General features: G+C 73.6%; 11 protein-coding genes and 1 riboswitch. Of the genes, 5 read left to right on the forward strand and 6 right to left on the reverse strand.

From position 1 onward, the window contains the following. Window positions 1-51: 51 nt before the first annotated feature. Window positions 52-1,377: a carbohydrate-binding protein gene (locus ACIP4P_RS18455; protein ID WP_400919653.1), complete on the forward strand. Its 1,326-nt coding sequence runs from the start codon at window positions 52-54 to the stop codon at window positions 1,375-1,377. 68 nt (window positions 1,378-1,445) lie between these two features. Here ACIP4P_RS18455 and ACIP4P_RS18460 read toward each other — a convergent pair whose 3' ends face one another. The 3 genes from ACIP4P_RS18460 to ACIP4P_RS18470 form a co-directional block, all read right to left on the reverse strand. Further along, entirely contained in the window at window positions 1,446-4,415 is a 2,970-nt protein-coding gene (locus ACIP4P_RS18460) for a hypothetical protein (protein WP_400919655.1), read from the reverse strand. Next, window positions 4,415-6,286, reverse strand: a complete 1,872-nt coding sequence (locus ACIP4P_RS18465) for an HSP90 family protein (protein ID WP_400919657.1) — start codon at window positions 6,284-6,286, stop codon at window positions 4,415-4,417. The genes ACIP4P_RS18460 and ACIP4P_RS18465 overlap by 1 nt, the downstream gene beginning before the upstream one ends. A 116-nt stretch (window positions 6,287-6,402) precedes the next feature. Beyond that, the gene (locus ACIP4P_RS18470; protein ID WP_400919659.1) at window positions 6,403-7,539 is read right to left on the reverse strand and encodes a hypothetical protein; all 1,137 of its coding nucleotides are present in this window, start codon (window positions 7,537-7,539) and stop codon (window positions 6,403-6,405) included. A 207-nt stretch (window positions 7,540-7,746) separates the two neighbouring features. Here ACIP4P_RS18470 and ACIP4P_RS18475 point away from each other — a divergent pair, with 207 nt between their 5' ends. Further along, a complete protein-coding gene (locus tag ACIP4P_RS18475) occupies window positions 7,747-8,145 on the forward strand; it encodes a hypothetical protein (RefSeq protein ID WP_400919661.1) in 399 nt (132 codons plus the stop codon). A 36-nt stretch (window positions 8,146-8,181) separates the two neighbouring features. On the opposite strand, the gene ACIP4P_RS18480 is transcribed toward ACIP4P_RS18475, so the two are convergent. Beyond that, entirely contained in the window at window positions 8,182-8,997 is an 816-nt protein-coding gene (locus tag ACIP4P_RS18480) for a hypothetical protein (RefSeq protein ID WP_400919663.1), read from the reverse strand. Window positions 8,998-9,127: 130 nt separating this feature from the next. Continuing rightward, window positions 9,128-10,570, reverse strand: coding sequence for a glyceraldehyde-3-phosphate dehydrogenase (locus ACIP4P_RS18485; protein WP_350513242.1), 1,443 nt, complete (start codon window positions 10,568-10,570; stop codon window positions 9,128-9,130). A 297-nt stretch (window positions 10,571-10,867) separates the two neighbouring features. On the opposite strand from ACIP4P_RS18485, the gene ACIP4P_RS18490 reads away from it, so the two are divergent. The 3 genes from ACIP4P_RS18490 (at window position 10,868) to ACIP4P_RS18500 (ending at window position 14,782) form a co-directional block, all read left to right on the forward strand. Continuing rightward, on the forward strand, window positions 10,868-11,335 hold the full coding sequence (locus ACIP4P_RS18490; RefSeq protein WP_400919666.1) for a GreA/GreB family elongation factor: 468 nt from the start codon (window positions 10,868-10,870) through the stop codon (window positions 11,333-11,335). A 119-nt stretch (window positions 11,336-11,454) separates the two neighbouring features. Continuing rightward, window positions 11,455-12,396: a formate dehydrogenase accessory sulfurtransferase FdhD gene (gene fdhD, locus ACIP4P_RS18495; RefSeq protein WP_400919668.1), complete on the forward strand. Its 942-nt coding sequence runs from the start codon at window positions 11,455-11,457 to the stop codon at window positions 12,394-12,396. A 112-nt stretch (window positions 12,397-12,508) separates the two neighbouring features. After that, window positions 12,509-14,782 carry an FdhF/YdeP family oxidoreductase gene (locus ACIP4P_RS18500; RefSeq protein WP_400919810.1) on the forward strand — a complete coding sequence of 758 codons (2,274 nt, stop codon included), beginning with the start codon at window positions 12,509-12,511 and terminating at the stop codon, window positions 14,780-14,782. Window positions 14,783-14,785: 3 nt separating this feature from the next. On the opposite strand, the gene ACIP4P_RS18505 is transcribed toward ACIP4P_RS18500, so the two are convergent. Continuing rightward, window positions 14,786-16,114 carry a YhgE/Pip domain-containing protein gene (locus ACIP4P_RS18505; RefSeq protein ID WP_400919670.1) on the reverse strand — a complete coding sequence of 443 codons (1,329 nt, stop codon included), beginning with the start codon at window positions 16,112-16,114 and terminating at the stop codon, window positions 14,786-14,788. 209 nt (window positions 16,115-16,323) lie between these two features. Further along, window positions 16,324-16,501: riboswitch (M-box (ykoK) riboswitch) on the forward strand. Window positions 16,502-16,773: the final 272 nt, after the last annotated feature.

Here is a 16,773-nt window from a genome sequence, read left to right on the forward strand (position 1 = left end):
CGGCGCGACCAGGCCCGTCACCCCCACCGCCGTCCCCTGGAAAGGCCTCCGATGGAGCGCGCTCTTCCCCCACACCCCACCTCCCCGCACCCCACCTCCCCGCGCGGACGCCGCCCGCACCGGGCCGCCCTCGCCGTCGCCGGCGTACTCGGCCTGGTCGCCGGCGGTGTCGCCGCGCTGACCGGCACCGGCGCCGCCTCGGCGGCCACCACCGACGCCGGCCCCGGCCTGGGCAGCAACTGGTACGCCTCCGCGCCGTACCTGATGCCCGAGGACAACAGCCCGCCGGACGCCGCCGCCGTGATGGACGCGACCGGGCAGAAGGCCTTCCAACTGGCCTTCATCCTCGCCCAGGGCAACAGCTGTTCGCCCGCCTGGGGCGGCACCTCCTCGATCGACTCCGACACCACCATGCCCGGCGTCATCCAGACCATCCGCGGCAAGGGCGGGGACGTCTCGGTGTCGGTCGGCGGCTACGGCGGGACGAAGCTGGGCCAGGTCTGCGGCACGCCGGAGGCGACCGCCGCGGGCTACCAGCAGGTGGTCACCAAGTACGGCCTCAAGGCGATCGACTTCGACCTGGAGGAGCCGGAGTACGAGAACACCGCCGCGATCCACAACGAGATCGGCGCGGCGCGCATCCTCCAGCAGAACAACCCCGGCCTGTACGTCTCCATCACCACCGCCGGGACCAACGCGGGCACCGGCTGGTTCGGCACCCAGATGCTCAACGAGGCCAAGTCCCAGGGCTTCACGCCGAACAACTTCTCGATCATGCCGTTCGACGGCGGCTTCAACGGCGCCGCCGCGCAGACCGACGCGTTGGTGAAGTTCAACCAGATCCTGCAGACCACCTTCGGCTGGAACGAGGCCACCGCGTACGCCCACGAGGGCGTGTCGCTGATGAACGGCCGCACCGACGCCGCCGAGTACTTCCACCAGGCCGACTTCCAGACCGTGCTGGACTTCGCCACCGCGCACGGCCTGGCCCGCTACACCTACTGGTCGGTGAACCGGGACCGCCAGTGCGCGGGCAACGTCGACCCGGGGCTGTCCGGCTCCTGCTCCAGCGTGGCGCAGAGCGACTGGGACTTCACCAAGTACACCGTGAAGTTCGCCGGGGCGACCCCGCCCACCACGCCCCCGACCACGCCCCCCACCACTCCCCCGACCACCCCGCCCACCACGCCTCCCACCACGCCGCCGACCGGCCCGGGCACCTGCACCGTCCCGGCCTGGAGCGCGAGCACCACCTACACCGCGGGCAGCAAGGTCTCGTACAACGGGCACGACTACCACGCCAAGTGGTGGACCCTGAACGAGGTGCCGAGCGCCAGCGGCCAGTGGGGCGTCTGGGCCGACGACGGCCCGTGCTGATCCCGACCACCGGCTGAACGAGGGGCGGGCGCCCGCGGGGAACCACCCGCAGCGCCCGCCCCGCGCCGTCAGGCGGCGGTGAACCGCTCCCGCAGCTCCGCCAGCACCTCCGCGGCCTCGCCCAGCCCGGCCGCCTCGCAGCGGGCGATCCCGGCGGTCAGCCGCTGCACCGCCGCCCCGGGCCGGCCCAGGTCGCCGCCCTCGATCAGCGCGGCCAGCCGGACGGCCTCCGCCCGCAGCGACCCGGCCCGCGCCGACCCGGCCTGCTCGGCGCGCCGCCCGTACTCCACGATCGCCCGCTCGGCCTCGCTCAGCGCCTGCTCGTGCCGGTCCGCGATGGCCAGGCAGCGGGCCCGCTCGTAGTGCGAGCCGCCGCGCAGGTACCAGCCGTCGTACTCCTGGCCGGCCCGGTCGGCGGCCTCGCCGACGGCGTCCGCCTCGGCCAGCAGGGCGAGCGACGCGTCCAGCCCCTCGGCCCCCTCGGCGCGCATCGTGAGCTGAGCCAACTCCCGCAGGGTGGCCGCCAGTTGGTCGATCTGCGGGGCCTTGCCGTGGGCCTCCCGGGCCCGGCCGAGGGCGGCCTCGGCGGCGTCCCGGCGGCCGGCCCGGGCGAGCGCCAGGGTGGCCTCGCAGGCGACCATGGTGTGGGTCTGCTGGTCCTCCCAGTCGGCGACCAGGTCGGCCAGCCGCAGGTACTCCTCGGCCGCGTCCCGGTACTCCTCCAGCTCGCTCAGGCCCCGGGCGAGGTCCAGCCGGGCCTGGGCGACCATCCGGACGTCCAGGCCCCCGCCCGACTCACCCGGCCCGCCCGAACCGGCCGAAGCGCCCGAACCGGCCGAGGCGTCCAGCACCGATTCCAGCACGGCCACCGCGTCGGCCGCCCGGCCCGTGCCGCGCAGCACGTCGGCCAGCTGCAACCGCACCTGGGCCGCCTCCTCGACGGCCTCGGCGCCCTGCCGGTCGTAGCGCGCGGCGGCCTCCGAGAGCGCCCGCACCGCCCCGCCGTAGTCCTCCACCTGCATGCTCGCGTGGCCGAGCATCATGTACGTCGGCGCGTACGGGTAGGCGTCGTCGCCCCAGCGCACGGCCTCGGCCAGCGCCCGGTGGAACACCTCGGCGGCCTGGCCGGGCTCGCCCTGCTGCAGCAGCACCTGACCGAGCAGACCGAGCACCCGCGGGGTGTGCCACGGCAGTTCGGCCGTCTCCAACTGGGCCCGCACCTCGTGCAGTTCGGCCGCCGCCTCGGCCAGTCGGCCCTGCCGGGCGGCGACGTCGGCGGTGTACTGGCGGGAGGTCGCGGCCCGGCGGGCGGAGCCGAGCTCGACGGCGGTCCCCCGGTAGGCCCCGACGGCCGCCTCGAAGCGCTCGACGGTCCCGGCGGGGGGCTCGGGCAGCGCCTCGACCAGGTCGTGGTGGGCGGCGTAGGCGCGCGACTGCAGGATGATCAGGTAGTCGTCGTCGAGCATCCGGCCCTCGGCGCGCAGCTCCCGGGCCCGCTCCAGCGCGGCGTCCAGCGCCGTCCAGTCGGCCACCGCGCCCTCGACGTCGCCGAGTTCGACGATCAGGGTGCGGGTCCGGGCCATCAGCGCCGGGCCGGGCAGCCCGGCCCGCTCGTACAGCTCGGCGGCCTCCAGCAGGCCCGCGGCGCCCTCGGCGTGCTCCTCGCGCTGCAGCGCGTCGTGGGCGCGCTGCTCGGCGAGTTCGGCGCTCAGCCGCTCGGGGCCGCCGAGTTCGGCGTCCTCCGGGAAGACGAAGCCCTCGGCGCCGACCCGGTCGACGACCCGCTTCCACAGCCGGTCGGCGTCCGGGTGGCCGAGGATCTCCAGCTCGCGGGCGCGCAGCACCAGGGCGGTGAAGTCCTCCGGCTCCGGCTCGACCACCCGGCGCGACGCCGGGGCGACGGCCGGCGCCGCCGCGGCGAGCTCCGGCGCGGCCACGGCCCGCACGCCCAGCGCCAACGGCTCGGCCAGCAGCGGACCGACGACCAGCCGGGCCCGCCGGGCGGCGCTCACCGCGTCGGTGCCGTTGCGGGCGTCGAAGCGGGCGGCCAGCGCGTCGGCCTCGGTGCGCAGGTGGGCGAGCAGGGTGTCCACCGTCCACCCGGTGCCGGCCGGGCCGCTGACCGGGAGACCGCCGTGGCCGGCCCCGGCCAGCGCGGCGACCAGCACCTCGGCGCCGGTCAGGAACTCCAGCCGGGCGGCGGGCTCGCCGGTCACCGCGAACAGGTCGCGGTTCTCGGCCAGCAGCTCCAGGCCGCGCGGCTCGTTGCCGGACAGCGCGCAGAACTCCAGGTGCCGGCCGACCGCGCCGAGCATCGCGGCCTTGCCGCGGGCGTAGCGGTAGCCGGTCAGGTGCGCGGAGCGGGCCTCGTCGAGCCGGCCGCGGCGCAGCAGCGGCAGCAGGGCGGTGGCCTGGCTGAGGTGCGGCTCCTGCTCGCAGCCGCTGCGGCCGTCCAGCACCGGGGCGAGGACCTCCAGCGCGCGGGCGTCGTCCCCGGCGGTGAGGAAGTGCTCGGCCCGGACGCGGGTCTCGCAGGCGTGGCAGTCGCTCAGCTCGGTGCGCGGGCGGGCCGTCCACAGCTCGTAGGCGTCCTGGACGTCCACGCCGGTCTGCGCGGCCAGGTGGTAGCGCTGGGCGTAGTACGGCTGGAGGTCGAAGCCGGCCCCGCGGTAGCGGTCGCGCAGTTCGGTGTGCCAGCGCCGGACGGCGGTGAGCGGGACGTCCGGGGTGTCCAGCAGCGCGGTGGCCACCCACTTGAAGCGCCAGTACACCTGGTGCCGGGCCCACTCGCCGAAGCCGTCCGGGTCCTGGTCCCAGAGCTTGAGCACCCGGGCGAAGACCACCGGGCTCTTGCTGCGCTCGCCGTCGTACTCGTAGGCCTCCATGAGTTCGAGCAGGGCCATCGAGCGCACCCCGGTGTCGTCGAACTGCTCTGCGGCGTCGACGAGTTCCTCGGCCGTGACGGTGCGGGTGCGGCCGTACGGGCGGGCGTCGTTCTCGCGCAGCGCGGCCATCACCGCTTCGGTGGAGTCCAGCATCACGCCTCCTTCCGACCGGGCCGGTCCGGGCCGGCCGCCTCGTGGCCGAGCATGGCGTGGTCGAGCAGGCTGATGAACGAACGGTTCAGCAGCGCCGACTCGCTGGCCTTGAGCGGGCGCCGGGTCATCAGCACGGCCTGCCCGTACAGCGCCTCGACGGCGGTGACGGCCAGTTCGCGGTCCACCACGGTGGCGGCGCGGCGCACCAGCGGGTTGAGGTGGTTCAGCACCAGCTGGGCGCGGGGCACCTCGGCGCGCAGCGAGCCCAGGATGTCCGCCCACAACCCGTCGGCCTCGTCGGCGAGTTGGGCGCGGGTGCGCTCGTGCCTGGCCTCCCGGTTGTCGAGCAGCAGGGCGGGCGCGCTGGTCGGGTGGAAGCTGCGCAGGGCGACGTCGCAGTCGAAGCGGCCGACCACCTCGCGGGCGATCGCCAGGAAGGCCCCGGCGGCCAGTTCGGCGGCCGGGTCGACGGTGTCCAGGTGCGCGGTGACGGTCCCCGGGTCGAGGTCGTCGACCGAGACGCCGGGGCGGATCTCGGGCAGCCGGTGCACCAGGTCGCGGTCGTAGGTGTAGCCGCCGTTGACCACGCCGAGTCCGGCCGCGCCCGCGATCGGCGCGACCTGCCGGAACTCCTCGACCGTGCGGGTCACCAGCACCACCGGGTGACTGCGGGCGAACTCGTCCAGGGTGACGTTGCCGTCGGTGGTCTCGAACGGCAGCCAGGGCAGCATCATCCGCAGCAACTCGTCGTCGTAGCGGGCGAGTTCCTTGACGGCCAGGTGGTGCACGGAGAGGAAGCGGTGCAGCAGCGCCGGGTCGCTGGCGGACAGGCCGGTCAGCCAGTCGCGGATCCGGGCGCCGAGCGCGTCGCGGACGGCGGCCAGCGTCTCGTCGGCGTACAGGCCCTCGCGCGAGGCGGTGGGGCGCAGCCCGTCGGTGTCCACCACGCAGCGGACGAAGAACGCCCAGTCCGGCAGCAGTTCGTCGGCCTGCTCGGAGAGCAGCATGCCCTTGAGGTGCACCCGGTGGCCGTTGCGGCGCGAGGGCGGGGCGGCGTCCGGCAGCACGTAGGCGACGCCGCGCAGGCCGACCAGCGGCAGGTCCAGTTCGATGGTGTCGAGCGGGGTGAAGTCGAAGGTGGCGCGGCAGTACTCGGCGAGCGCGTCGCGCCGGGCCAGCGGGGAGCCGTGCCGCCCGGCCCACGGCGGGGTGCGGTTGACCCGGTGCTCGGTGCCGTTGGCGTCGATCACGGTGACGTCGTGGCGCAGCAGGCTGCCGAAGTCCCGGGCGAGGGTGAGCACCCGGGCCGGGCGGGTCCACTCGGCGGCGTCGGTGCGCGGGGCGAGGGTGACGGTGGTGCCGGGCTCGGGCTTGGCCGAGGCGGGCAGGGTGCGGATGGTGTAGCTGCCGTCGGAGCTGCCGCGCCACTCGATCACCGGGGCGTCCGGGGTGGCGGCGGAGCGGGTGACCACGGTGATGTCGTCGGCGACCACGAAGCAGGCGAGCAGGCCGATGCCGAACTGGCCGATGAAGTCGCCGCGGGCCTCGGCCAGTCCGGCGCCGTCCAGCCGGCCGTCGGCGTCGCGCTTGGAGCTGCGGCCGATGGTGGCGAGGAAGGTGTGGACGTCCTTCTCGGTCAGGCCGATGCCGGTGTCGGTGACGGACAGCTCGTCGTCGGCGCGGACGGTGATGGCGGCGGGCGCCTCGGGGTCGAGGGCGCGGCGGGCGGAGATCGCGTCCACCGCGTTCTGCAGCAGCTCGCGCAGGTAGACGCGGGGGCTGGAGTAGAGGTGGTGGGAGAGCAGGTCCACCAGGCCCCGCAGGTCCACCTGGAAGGTGTGTGCACTCGTCGGGTTGTCGGTTGGGGACACCGGAGGCTCTTTCGGTCGCGGAGATGCGGAAGGAGGTGTGGAAGCAGGTGTGGAACGAGGCGCGGAAGCGGGTGCGGCAGCAGGCGTGGAAGCACGCGTCGGGACGCGCGGCGGCGTCAGCCCGCGGCGCAGCGGTCGCGGTGGGCGCGGAAGGCCTGGACCCGGTCGCCGGCCAGGTAGCGCCAGGGCGACTCGGTCACCTGGCCGTCCAGCGCGTCGAACAGCAGCCGCGCGGTCTTCCGCTGGTCGGCCAGCGAGAAGACCATCGCGAAGGTGTTGAAGCCCTCCTGCCAGCCGCGGACCGGTACGAAGTCCGGGTGGAGCACGGAGCGGAACGCCGCCTCCTGCAGCTCGGCGAGCACGGTGGGGTCGGCCAGGTAGGCGTGGTCCTCGCCGTCCGGGAGGTCCACCCAGCGCTCCAGGTGGGCGAGCGCGACCAGTTCGCCGAGCGGGCTGCCCTCGGGGGCGGCCAGCATCGCGGAGCGGGCGAACTCGTGCATGGCGTCGTGCGAACCGCCCCACTTGGCGCACAGTTGCTGCAGCCGCTGGCGGTGCGAGCCGAGGTGCCCGGGCGCGCGGCGCGCGGCGGCCTCGAAGCGGCAGGCGGCGACCTCCGGGCCGAGCGAGGCGCCGCGGGCGCTGATCTGGAGGAAGTACCAGGGGGCGAGCCAGGACGGCTCGCGCTCGGCGACCTCCAGCAGGTGTTCCTCGGCGACGTCCAGCCGCTGGTGGAACAGCTTCCACTGCTCCTCGGTGACGTGCTTGGCCTGGGCGCGGGAGCGCGCCTCCCAGGCCCAGCTGACGTGCCGGGCGCCGGACAGCAGCAGCGGCAGCGGGTCGTCGGGGGCGTCGGCGATCGCGCGGGCCGTCCACTCCTCGACACCGGGGACGTCGGCGATCGCCTCGACCAGCCAGGTCAGGTCGGCCCCGTCCGTCCCAGTGCCCCTGGCGGCCATGTCCGTCCCGTCCGTCCCGGCGGCCGTGTCCGTCCCGGCGGTCAGCGCCGGGCGCAGCGCCGGCAAGTCCCCGGCGGCGGCCTGCCGCAGCACCAGGCGGACGGACTCGTCGCCGAAGGCCGGGTCGAGCCGCGGCGCGGACGCCCCGGCGGCGCCGGACCGGTCGCCGGACCGGACAGCGTCCCGGTCATCTGCGGACGCCCCGGCGGCCCGTCTGCCGAACCCGAACCCGAACCCGAACCGACCGGTCCGGTCCTGCCCGCCCTCCCCGCCCGAGCGGCGTCGGAACAGCGGCATGTGTGGCCCCCTCGAACATCATCGCCGGTTGTCGGCATCTTTCGCATGGCCGCGCTGCGACCACCCCGGAATGAGTACATATCACGGCCGACCGACTTCCGATTCCCCAGGCCGGTGCCGCCGGGAGCGGTGACATCTTGCTGCCTGACAGTTTTCTGACACCGTGCAGGCCACCGCCCGGGCCGACGATCCGTCAGGCTGTCACCCGTGCACGTCATTCGCTTCCACCTGCGCGCCCCGGAACGCCCCGACGACCCCTCGACCGACCGGTTCCCCCCGACCGACCGACTGGCCCCGACCGACCGACTCCCCGCGGCCGCGCACGGCCCGCGGCCGCCCTCCCCCGAGGCCGTCCGGGACGGACTGGCGTGCGCGCTCCCCGCCCGGGCCCGGCTCGAACACTCCCGGATCCTGGTCGGCCCCGGCGCGGTGGACGGCATCGCCTTCGTCCTCGCCGACGGTCCGCTCGTCGCCGAGGCCGCCCTCACCGTCGCCTGCACCGCCCTGACCGGACCGGCCGGCCCGCTGCCCGACTGGCAGGTGTCGCACTGCGCGCTGGACACCCTGCTGGCGCTCGGGCTGCACGAGCTGCCGGCCTTCCCGTGAGACCGGCCGGGCTCCCCCGGTCCGGGGCCGAGCCCCTCAGGCCGTGCCCGGCCCGGCGTCCGGCACCTTCCCCGACTGCGCCTGCTCGATCCGGTTGACCAGCATCACCGCGAACCGCCGGGCCGTGGGCAGGTCCACCGCACCGCCCTCGGTCGTCACGCTCGCCACCACGGTGCCCGAGCGGACCACGATGCTCACCCCGTCGCCCCCGGCCAGCGGCCCCACGAAGGCCTGGCTCTCACTGCCCAGCACCGGGGAGTCGACCTTCCGGAACGGCCCGACCGGGTAGGAGGCGTAGGTCTCCGTCAGCCGGTTCCGCGCCGCGTCCCGGCTGGGCAGCGTCTCCACCAGGAAGCGGGCGATCCTGTCCCCCGCGGAGAACCGGACCGACCCGCTGAGCGGCTTGCCCGTGCAGGGCGTCGACGCGGTGCAGGTGACGGCGTGGTCGGCGCTGTCGACCCGACGCTTCTCCTCGTCCCAACCGGTCATCGCCCGGGCGTCGGGGAGCACCTGCCCGACCACCTTGTCGTCCAGCAGCACCGCCTCCAGGTCCGCCCGGGGCACCGGCGCCGCGTCCGCACCGCCCGCCGCCGTCCCCGCGGAGGCCGTCGCGCCGGCCGCCGCCGTCGCCCCCGGGGCCGCGGACGTCGACGCCGACGCCGTCCCCGTTGCCGCACCCGCCGTCCCCGTTGCCGCGGACGCCGCAGCGCCCGTCGTCACCGCCGAACTCGCCGTCCCCGCAGCCCCGTTGGCGTCCGCCGACCCGCCGGACGAACACCCGGCCAGCACCCCCGACAGCACCCCGACCGCCACCGCGACCGCGATCCGCCGACCACCCGTCCCCATCCCCATGCCCGCCCGCTCCCTTACGGCTGTCCGTGACCCGTCACCCTACCCCGCACACGAAGCACCGTTCCCGGGAACGCCGACGGGGCGGCGACCGAAAGGTCACCGCCCCGTCGTCACGAGCCCGTCGGCGGAATCAGACCGCCGGCGCCGGGAAGGTCGGGTACTCGACACCCGAGATGTACTGCACGACCCGGACGACCTGGCACGAGTAGCCGAACTCGTTGTCGTACCACAGGTAGAGGATCGCGTTGTCGCCGTCGACCTTGGTCGCGCCGGCGTCCACGATCGAGGCGTGGCGCGAGCCGATGAAGTCGCTGGAGACCGCGTCCGGCGAGTCGGTGAAGTCGATCTGGCGCTTCAGCGGCGAGGTCAGCGAGACGTTCCGGAGGTAGTCGAGGACCTCCTCGCGGTTGGTCTCGCGCTTCAGCTGCAGGTTGAGGATCGCGATGGACACGTCCGGCACCGGCACCCGGATCGAGCTGCCGGTGATCTTCGCCTTGAGGTCCGGCAGGGCCTTGGCGACGGCCGAGGCGGCACCGGTCTCGGTGATCACCATGTTCAGCGGTGCCGAGCGGCCGCGACGGTCGGCCTTGTGGTAGTTGTCCAGCAGGTTCTGGTCGTTGGTGAACGAGTGGACGGTCTCCACGTGCCCGCGGACCACGCCGTACTCGTCCTCCATCGCCTTCAGCGGCGGGACGATGGCGTTGGTGGTGCAGGAGGCGCAGGAGATGATCTGCTCGTCCGGCTTGATCATGTCGTGGTTGACGCCGTGCACGATGTTGGGCACGTCGCCCTTGCCCGGGGCGGTCAGCACGACCTTGGCGATGCCGGGGCGCAGGTGCTTGGACAGGCCCTCGCGGTCACGCCACTTGCCGGTGTTGTCGATCAGGATCGCGTCCTTGATCCCGTACTCCGTGTAGTCGACCTCGCTCGGGTCGTTGGAGTAGATCACCGTGATCTCGTTGCCGTTGACGACGAGCTTGTTGTTGACCTCGTCGACGGTGATGGTGCCCTGGAACTGGCCGTGGATCGAGTCCCGGCGCAGCAGCGAGGCGCGCTTCACCAGGTCGTCGTCGCCACCGCCGCGCACCACGATCGCCTTCAGGCGCAGGCCGTTGCCGGAGGCCTTCTCGATCAGCAGCCGGGCGACCAGCCGGCCGATGCGGCCGAACCCGTACAGCACGACGTCCTGCGCGGACCGGCGCTCCAGCTTGTTCTCACCGGTGGCGCCGGCGACGGCCCGGGCGGTGAACTCCGCCACCGACAGGCCCCGGTCGTCCGCCCGGTAGGCAGAGGCGAGCATCGCCAGGTCGATCTGCGAGGGGCCGAGGTCCAGGGCGGTCAGTGCCTCCAGGAACGGCATCGTCTCGGTGACCGAGAGCTCCTCGCCGGCTATCTGCCGGGCGAAGCGGTGCGTCTTGAGGATGCTGACCACCGACTTGTTCACCAGGGAACGGCTGTGGAGCAGGACGGTGACGTCCTTCTCCCGGTGCAGCCGCCCGATGATCGGGATCATCGACTCCGCGATCTCCTCGCGGTTCTTCCAGTCCGTGAACACGTCGTCGTTGACAGTCACAAGTCCATCTTTCGAGCTGAGGGTGTTGCCCACATGGTAGCTTCGCCCGCCCGCGCCCCCGCGGCCGGTCCCACCACCACCCCCCGCACCCACCCCTCCCACCTGCACGTTCCCTCGCCACCCGACCACCAAAGGTGACCACCACCACCCCCGAACCCGCCCCACCCGCACGGGATTCCGGCCACCCGTCCCGCCTCCGGCGAGGGCCCCCTGCCGAGGATTTGCCGGGGGCGCGGCGGGGTGGGGTAATGGGATGGCCGGTGCTTGAGGGTGTGGCGAGAGACCCGGGAGCGTGCGATGAGCGGTGGTCCGGAACCGATCAGTGCCGAGGGGCTGCGGGCGGTGCGCGAGGAGTTGGCGCAGCTGCGGACGGAGCGGGGGGTGGTGGCCGCGACCCTGCGGGGGGAGGATCCGGTGGGGGACCGGGCGGACGCGGCGGACGAGTTGCAGCGGGCGTCGGAGGTGACCCGGCTGGACCGGCGGATCGTCGAGCTGGAGGGGCGGCTGCGGGAGGCCGAGGTGGCCGGGGCGCCGTCGACGGACGTGATCGGGGTGGGCTCGACCGTCAAGGTGCGGTTCGGGGACGGCGAGGAGGAGACCGTCGAGATCTCCGAGCTGGCCGAGGAGCGGGAGTTGACCCTGGTGACGTACGACAGTCCGCTCGGGAAGGCGCTGTTGGGCCGGCACGCCGGGGAGCGGGTGACCTACGAGACGCCGGGCGGCGCGGCGAGCGCGGTGGTGCTGGCGGTGGGCGACGCCGCTTAGGAGAGGGGACGGCGGAGCAGGTCGGCGGTCCGTACGGTGCTGCGAGAGGATTCCTCCGTAGGAACCGAAACGTACGAACCGAAACGTACGAACCGACCCACACCGAGGAGCCGACCGCCATGGGCCGAGTGACCGTGAGCCGCCGGGTGCTGCGGCTGCGCCAGGGCGTGCCCGCGCACCGACCCGACACCCTGGCCGCCGAGGAGCCGATGGAGATCCGGGTCGGCGGCCGCCCGCTCACGGTGACCATGCGCACCCCCGGCAACGACTTCGACCTGGCGGTCGGCTTCCTGGCCGGCGAGGGCGTGCTGCACGCCGCCGACCACCTGGCCGGGATCCGCTACTGCGCCGGGGCCACCGCCGACGGCGGCAACACCTACAACGTGGTGGACGTGGCGCTCGCCGCCGGGGTGCCCGCCCCGGACGCCTCGCTGGAGCGCAACTTCTACACCACCTCCTCCTGCGGCCTGTGCGGCAAGGCCAGCCTGGACGCGGTGCGCGCCACCGCGCCGTGGAGCGTCGCCGAGGACGGGCTGCGGGTCACCCCGGAGCTGCTGTCCGCGCTGCCCGAGCGGCTGCGCGCCGCCCAGAAGGTCTTCGACCGCACCGGCGGCCTGCACGCGGCCGGACTGTTCGACGCCGAGGGGCGGCTGCTCTGCCTGCGGGAGGACGTGGGGCGGCACAACGCGGTGGACAAGGTGGTCGGCCACGCGCTGCGCGAGGGGCTGCTCCCGGCGCGCGGCACGGTGCTGATGGTCAGCGGCCGGGCCTCCTTCGAGCTGGTCCAGAAGGCCGTGATGGCGGGCATCCCGCTGCTCGCCGCCGTCTCCGCGCCGTCCTCGCTGGCGGCGGACCTGGCCGAGGAGAGCGGGCTGACCCTGGTCGGCTTCCTGCGCGGCGACTCGATGAACGTGTACACCCGCCCGGACCGGATCGAGACCACCGGGACGGAGGGCCCGATGGAGGACCCGACAGAGAACCCGACGGAGGAGCCGACGGAGGACCCGACGGACGGCCGGGTCGCGGTCGCTCGACGCGCGGGGGCCGACGGCCCGGCGTAGCGTCGACCGGGACCCCAGCAGGACCCGTGCGCGGAAGGCGAGTGCCGTGACCACCTCCGACGACGACGTCGACAAGACCGCCGCCCCGCAGCCGGAGCCACGACCGGAGGCCGTGGGCCCCTCCCCCGACGGGGCGCCGCAGTTCGCGCCGTACACCCACCCGGCCGCGGGCTGGGGCGCCGCCAAGAGCGTCACCCGCTTCCTGCTGCGCGAGGGCGCCTACGTCGACGGCCCGCGGGCGGTCATGCGGATGAACCACGAGAACACCGGTTTCGACTGCCCGGGGTGCGCCTGGCCGGACGACACCAAGGGCCTGCACCTGGACATCTGCGAGAACGGCATCAAGCACGTCACCTGGGAGATGACCCGCAAGCGGGTCGGCCGGGAGTTCTTCGCCGCCCACTCGGTGACCGAGCTGTCCGGCTGGAGCGACTTCGCGCTGGAGGACCAGGGCCGGCTGACCGAGCCGATGAGCTACGACCCGGAGACCGACCACTACGTCCCGATCGGCTGGCAGGCGGCGTTCGAGCTGGTCGGCCGCACCCTGCGCGGCCTGGACGACCCGAACCGGGCCGCGTTCTACACCTCCGGCCGGCTCGGCAACGAGGCGACCTTCCTGTACCAGCTGCTGGCCCGCGAGCTGGGCACCAACAACCTGCCGGACTGCTCCAACATGTGCCACGAGGCCAGCGGTCGGGCGCTGCAGGCGGCGCTGGGCACCGGGAAGGGGACGGCCGACCTCAAGGACTGGGAGGTCACCGACGCGCTGTTCGTCCTGGGCGTCAACGCGGCCTCCAACGCGCCCCGGATGCTCACCTCGCTCGCCGAGGCGTACCGGCGGGGCGCGCAGATCGTGCACATCAACCCGCTGATCGAGGCGGCCTCCCGGCGGACGATCATTCCGCACGACTTCACCGACATGGCGCTGAACAGGTCCACCCGGACCGGCACGCTGAACCTCCAGGTGCGGATCGGCGGCGACATGGCGCTGTTGCGCGGGATGGCGAAGGCGGTCCTGGAGCAGTCCGCGACCGACCGCAAGGCGCTGGACCGGCTGTTCATCGAGCGCCACACCGCCGGCTTCGCCGCCTACCGCGACGTCTGCGCGGCCACGCCCTGGTCGGAGATCGAGCGCCAGAGCGGGCTGAGCCGGGCCGAGATCCTGGAGGCGGCCCGGGTCTACCGGGAGGCGGACCGCTCGATCTTCAGCTGGTGCCTGGGCGTCACCCAGCACGAGCACGGCGTGGACACCGTCCGGGAGATCGTCAACCTCCTGCTGCTGCGCGGCAATCTGGGCCGCGAGGGCGCCGGGCCGTCCCCGGTGCGCGGGCACAGCAACGTCCAGGGCAACCGCACCTGCGGGATCGACCACCGGCCCACCGACGCCTTCCTGGACCGGCTCGGCGCGGTCTGCCGGTTCGACCCGCCGCGCGCCCACGGCCTGGACACGGTCGGCACGATCGAGGCGATGCGGCGCGGCGAGGTGACGGTGTTCGTCGGCATGGGCGGCAACTTCGCGCTCGCCGCGCCGGACACCCCGTACACCCAGGAGGCGCTGCGCGCCTGCGAGTTGACCGTGCAGGTGAGCACCAAGCTGAACCGCAGCCACCTGGTGCACGGCCGCCGGGCGCTGATCCTGCCGTGCCTGGGCCGGACCGAGAAGGACCACCGGCGCGCCGGGGTGCAGTCCACCTCGGTCGAGGACTCGATGAGCATGGTGCACCTGTCGGTCGGGATGAAGCGCCCGGCCTCGCCGCACCTGCTCTCCGAGCCCGCGATCGTCGCCGGGATGGCCCGCGCGGCGCTGCCGGACAGCGCCACCCCGTGGGAGTGGTACGTCGAGGACTACGACCGGATCCGCGACACCATGGCCGAAGTGCTGGACGGCTTCGAGGACTTCAACCGCCGGGTGCGGCTGCCGCTGGGCTTCCGGATCAAGCAGCCGGCCCGCGAACTGGTCTTCCTCACCCGCACCGGCAAGGCGGAGTTCTCCGCCGCCCCGCTGCCCGACGTCGTCCCCGAACCGGGCACCCTGGCACTGGGCACGATGCGCTCGCACGACCAGTGGAACACCACCATCTACTCGGACGACGACCGTTACCGGGGCGTGAAGAACCTGCGGACGCTGGTCTTCCTGAACCGGGAGGACATGCGCGAGCGCGGCATCGCCGAGTTCGACCCGGTGGACGTCACCAGCACCGCCCGGGACGGCTCCACCCGCTCGGTGCACGGCTACCTGGCGATCCCGTACGACATCCCGCGCGGCTGCGCGGCCGGGTACATGCCGGAGCTGAACGTGCTGTGCGCGATCGGGGACCACAGCACCCAGAGCGACCAGCCGATCATGAAGCACCTGAAGGTGACGGTGACCAGGAGCCGGGCCTAGGGCCTAGTCCGTGGGCTGGGGCGTCCAGCGGTGCAGGCCCTTGCGGTCGTAGTAGCGGGTCATCCCGAAGCCGAAGGCCAGGGCCAGCACCACCCCGACCGCGATCATGGTCCAGCCGCGGGCCAGCCCGGCGTCCGAGCGGGCGTCGAAGAAGAGGATCGCCCGGATGCCGTCGCTCAGCTGGCGCATCGGCTCGAAGACGCCGAGGAAGCGGTAGAAGCCGGGCACCGCCTGCAGCGGGACGGTCGCCCCGGAGGAGGGCAGGGCCAGCGCGATGAAGACGAACATGGACACCAGCTGCCCGATCCCGCCGAACGCGGCGTTGATCGCCTGCACCCCGAGGCCGACGGCCAGGCTGGCGCAGTAGGCGAACAGCCACAGCAGCGCCTGGTGCGGGGCGTCCATGCCGAGGATGCCGGCCGTGCAGAGCAGCACCAGGGAGGTGGTGACCAGCATAATCCCGGCGGTCATCAGCATCTTGAGCAGCAGGGTCTGGGTGCGGCTGATCGGGACGGTGGGGCGGCGGGTGTGCCAGGGGCCGATCTCGCTGTCGCTGTAGCCCAGGGCGCCGTCGACGCCGTTGTGGATGATGTTGCCGCCGATGAAGCCGGTCAGGACGGCCAGCAGGGTGTAGTAGAAGGCGCTGAGGCCGAGGCCGCTGTGGCTGCCGATCGGGTGGCCGACCTGGGTGGCGACGGCGAACGGGTCGGCGAGCAGCAGCCGGGCGGTGGCACCGGTGTCGGGGGTCGGGGCCCCCTGGGCCTGGGCCTTCGGTGCCGGTACGGCGGCGAGGAGCTGCGCTCCGGCCGCGACCGAGGCCTGGTGGGCGGCGTTCTGGGCGATCTGGGCGGCCATCGAGGAGCCGAGGCTGCCCAGGCCGGGGTTGGTGAGGACGGTGAGGGTGGGGCGCCCGGTGGCGCCGCCGGTGACCAGCCGGCCGACGGCGGCGGTGAAGTCCGCGGGGACGAGCAGCGCGCCGTAGACCTTGCCGGAGGCGAGCAGGTCACGGGCGCCGGCCTCGTCGGTCTGCCGCCAGTTCACCGTCTCGCCCGGGGTGCCGGCGATCACGGCCCTGGTCAGCTCGGTGCCGAAGCCGGTCGGCCGGCCGGGCGGGGGCGGGCCCTGGTCCGCGTTCACCAGGGCGATCGGCAGCCGGTGCAGGTGCCCGGTCGGGTTGACGATGCCGCCCAGGTAGAGCAGCGAGAGCAGCACGGCCACCAGGGCGCACAGGATGCTCGGGAAGAGCCAGAGCTTGGGCTTCCGGGCGAGGGTCAGCGCCCTGGCCTGCGGGGGAACCTGCCGGGGAGCCTCCTGGGAGCCTGCGGTCGCCATGCCATCCCTCGGGTTCGGGCACGGGCGGATGCCGTGCGCTGCCGGTACGGCCGGTGCGGTGCCGCCGTCACGGCGGGAAGTCGTTCCGTGGTCACACGCCGGTCAAACCCGCGTCACCCGGGCGGGTGTCACGCGCGGAGAAAGGTAAAGGTTCTACCAAGTACGCAAGTAACGCTCTTCGCCGGGGCTATGCTTTTCGAGGTTTGAAGAAGGCACCTCGTTCGGTGAGGCTTCTTCACGGACACAGGCCACTGATCCGACGACGTCGAGAGACGCCCAGGGTTAGGACAGATCTTCCCGACCTAAGGGTTGATCCGAAGTGGCTTCCGGCCCGAGCGGGTTGGACACGCCGTGGAGTGCCAAAGCTCTGACGAGTTGGGGTGAACCGGTCGCCGTTCCGCGCGCCGGTGAACTCCTTGCCGTGTCGATGACACGCACCACGGGGTGCGTCGACCGGGAGGAGGCGAGAGACATGGATTGCAGTAGTCCGGGCCACAGTTGCCCCTGCCCCCGCTTGTCCTCGTACACCTCCGGCACGCGGTAACAACCTTCCCTGCGCGTTGACCTGACGACGCATCAGCACACAGCACCAGCACCACGCACGCGGCTTCGCCGTGCCCGCGCCCGTCCGCACGGGCCGGCACCACCGCGCGCCGATG

The sequence above is a fragment of the Kitasatospora sp. NPDC089509 genome (genome assembly GCF_044749365.1).
Taxonomy (GTDB): domain Bacteria; phylum Actinomycetota; class Actinomycetes; order Streptomycetales; family Streptomycetaceae; genus Kitasatospora.

What these genes read in the sequence shown, in the direction of transcription:
- ACIP4P_RS18455 (WP_400919653.1), top strand. Translation starts at nt 52, where the DNA reads ATGGAGCGCGCTCTTCCCCCACACCCCACCTCCCCGCACCCCACCTCC.
- fdhD (WP_400919668.1), top strand. Translation starts at nt 11,455, where the DNA reads ATGGGCCGAGTGACCGTGAGCCGCCGGGTGCTGCGGCTGCGCCAGGGC.
- ACIP4P_RS18470 (WP_400919659.1), bottom strand. Translation starts at nt 7,539, where the DNA reads ATGCCGCTGTTCCGACGCCGCTCGGGCGGGGAGGGCGGGCAGGACCGG.
- ACIP4P_RS18460 (WP_400919655.1), bottom strand. Translation starts at nt 4,415, where the DNA reads ATGCTGGACTCCACCGAAGCGGTGATGGCCGCGCTGCGCGAGAACGAC.
- ACIP4P_RS18480 (WP_400919663.1), bottom strand. Translation starts at nt 8,997, where the DNA reads ATGGGGATGGGGACGGGTGGTCGGCGGATCGCGGTCGCGGTGGCGGTC.
- ACIP4P_RS18505 (WP_400919670.1), bottom strand. Translation starts at nt 16,114, where the DNA reads ATGGCGACCGCAGGCTCCCAGGAGGCTCCCCGGCAGGTTCCCCCGCAG.
- ACIP4P_RS18490 (WP_400919666.1), top strand. Translation starts at nt 10,868, where the DNA reads ATGAGCGGTGGTCCGGAACCGATCAGTGCCGAGGGGCTGCGGGCGGTG.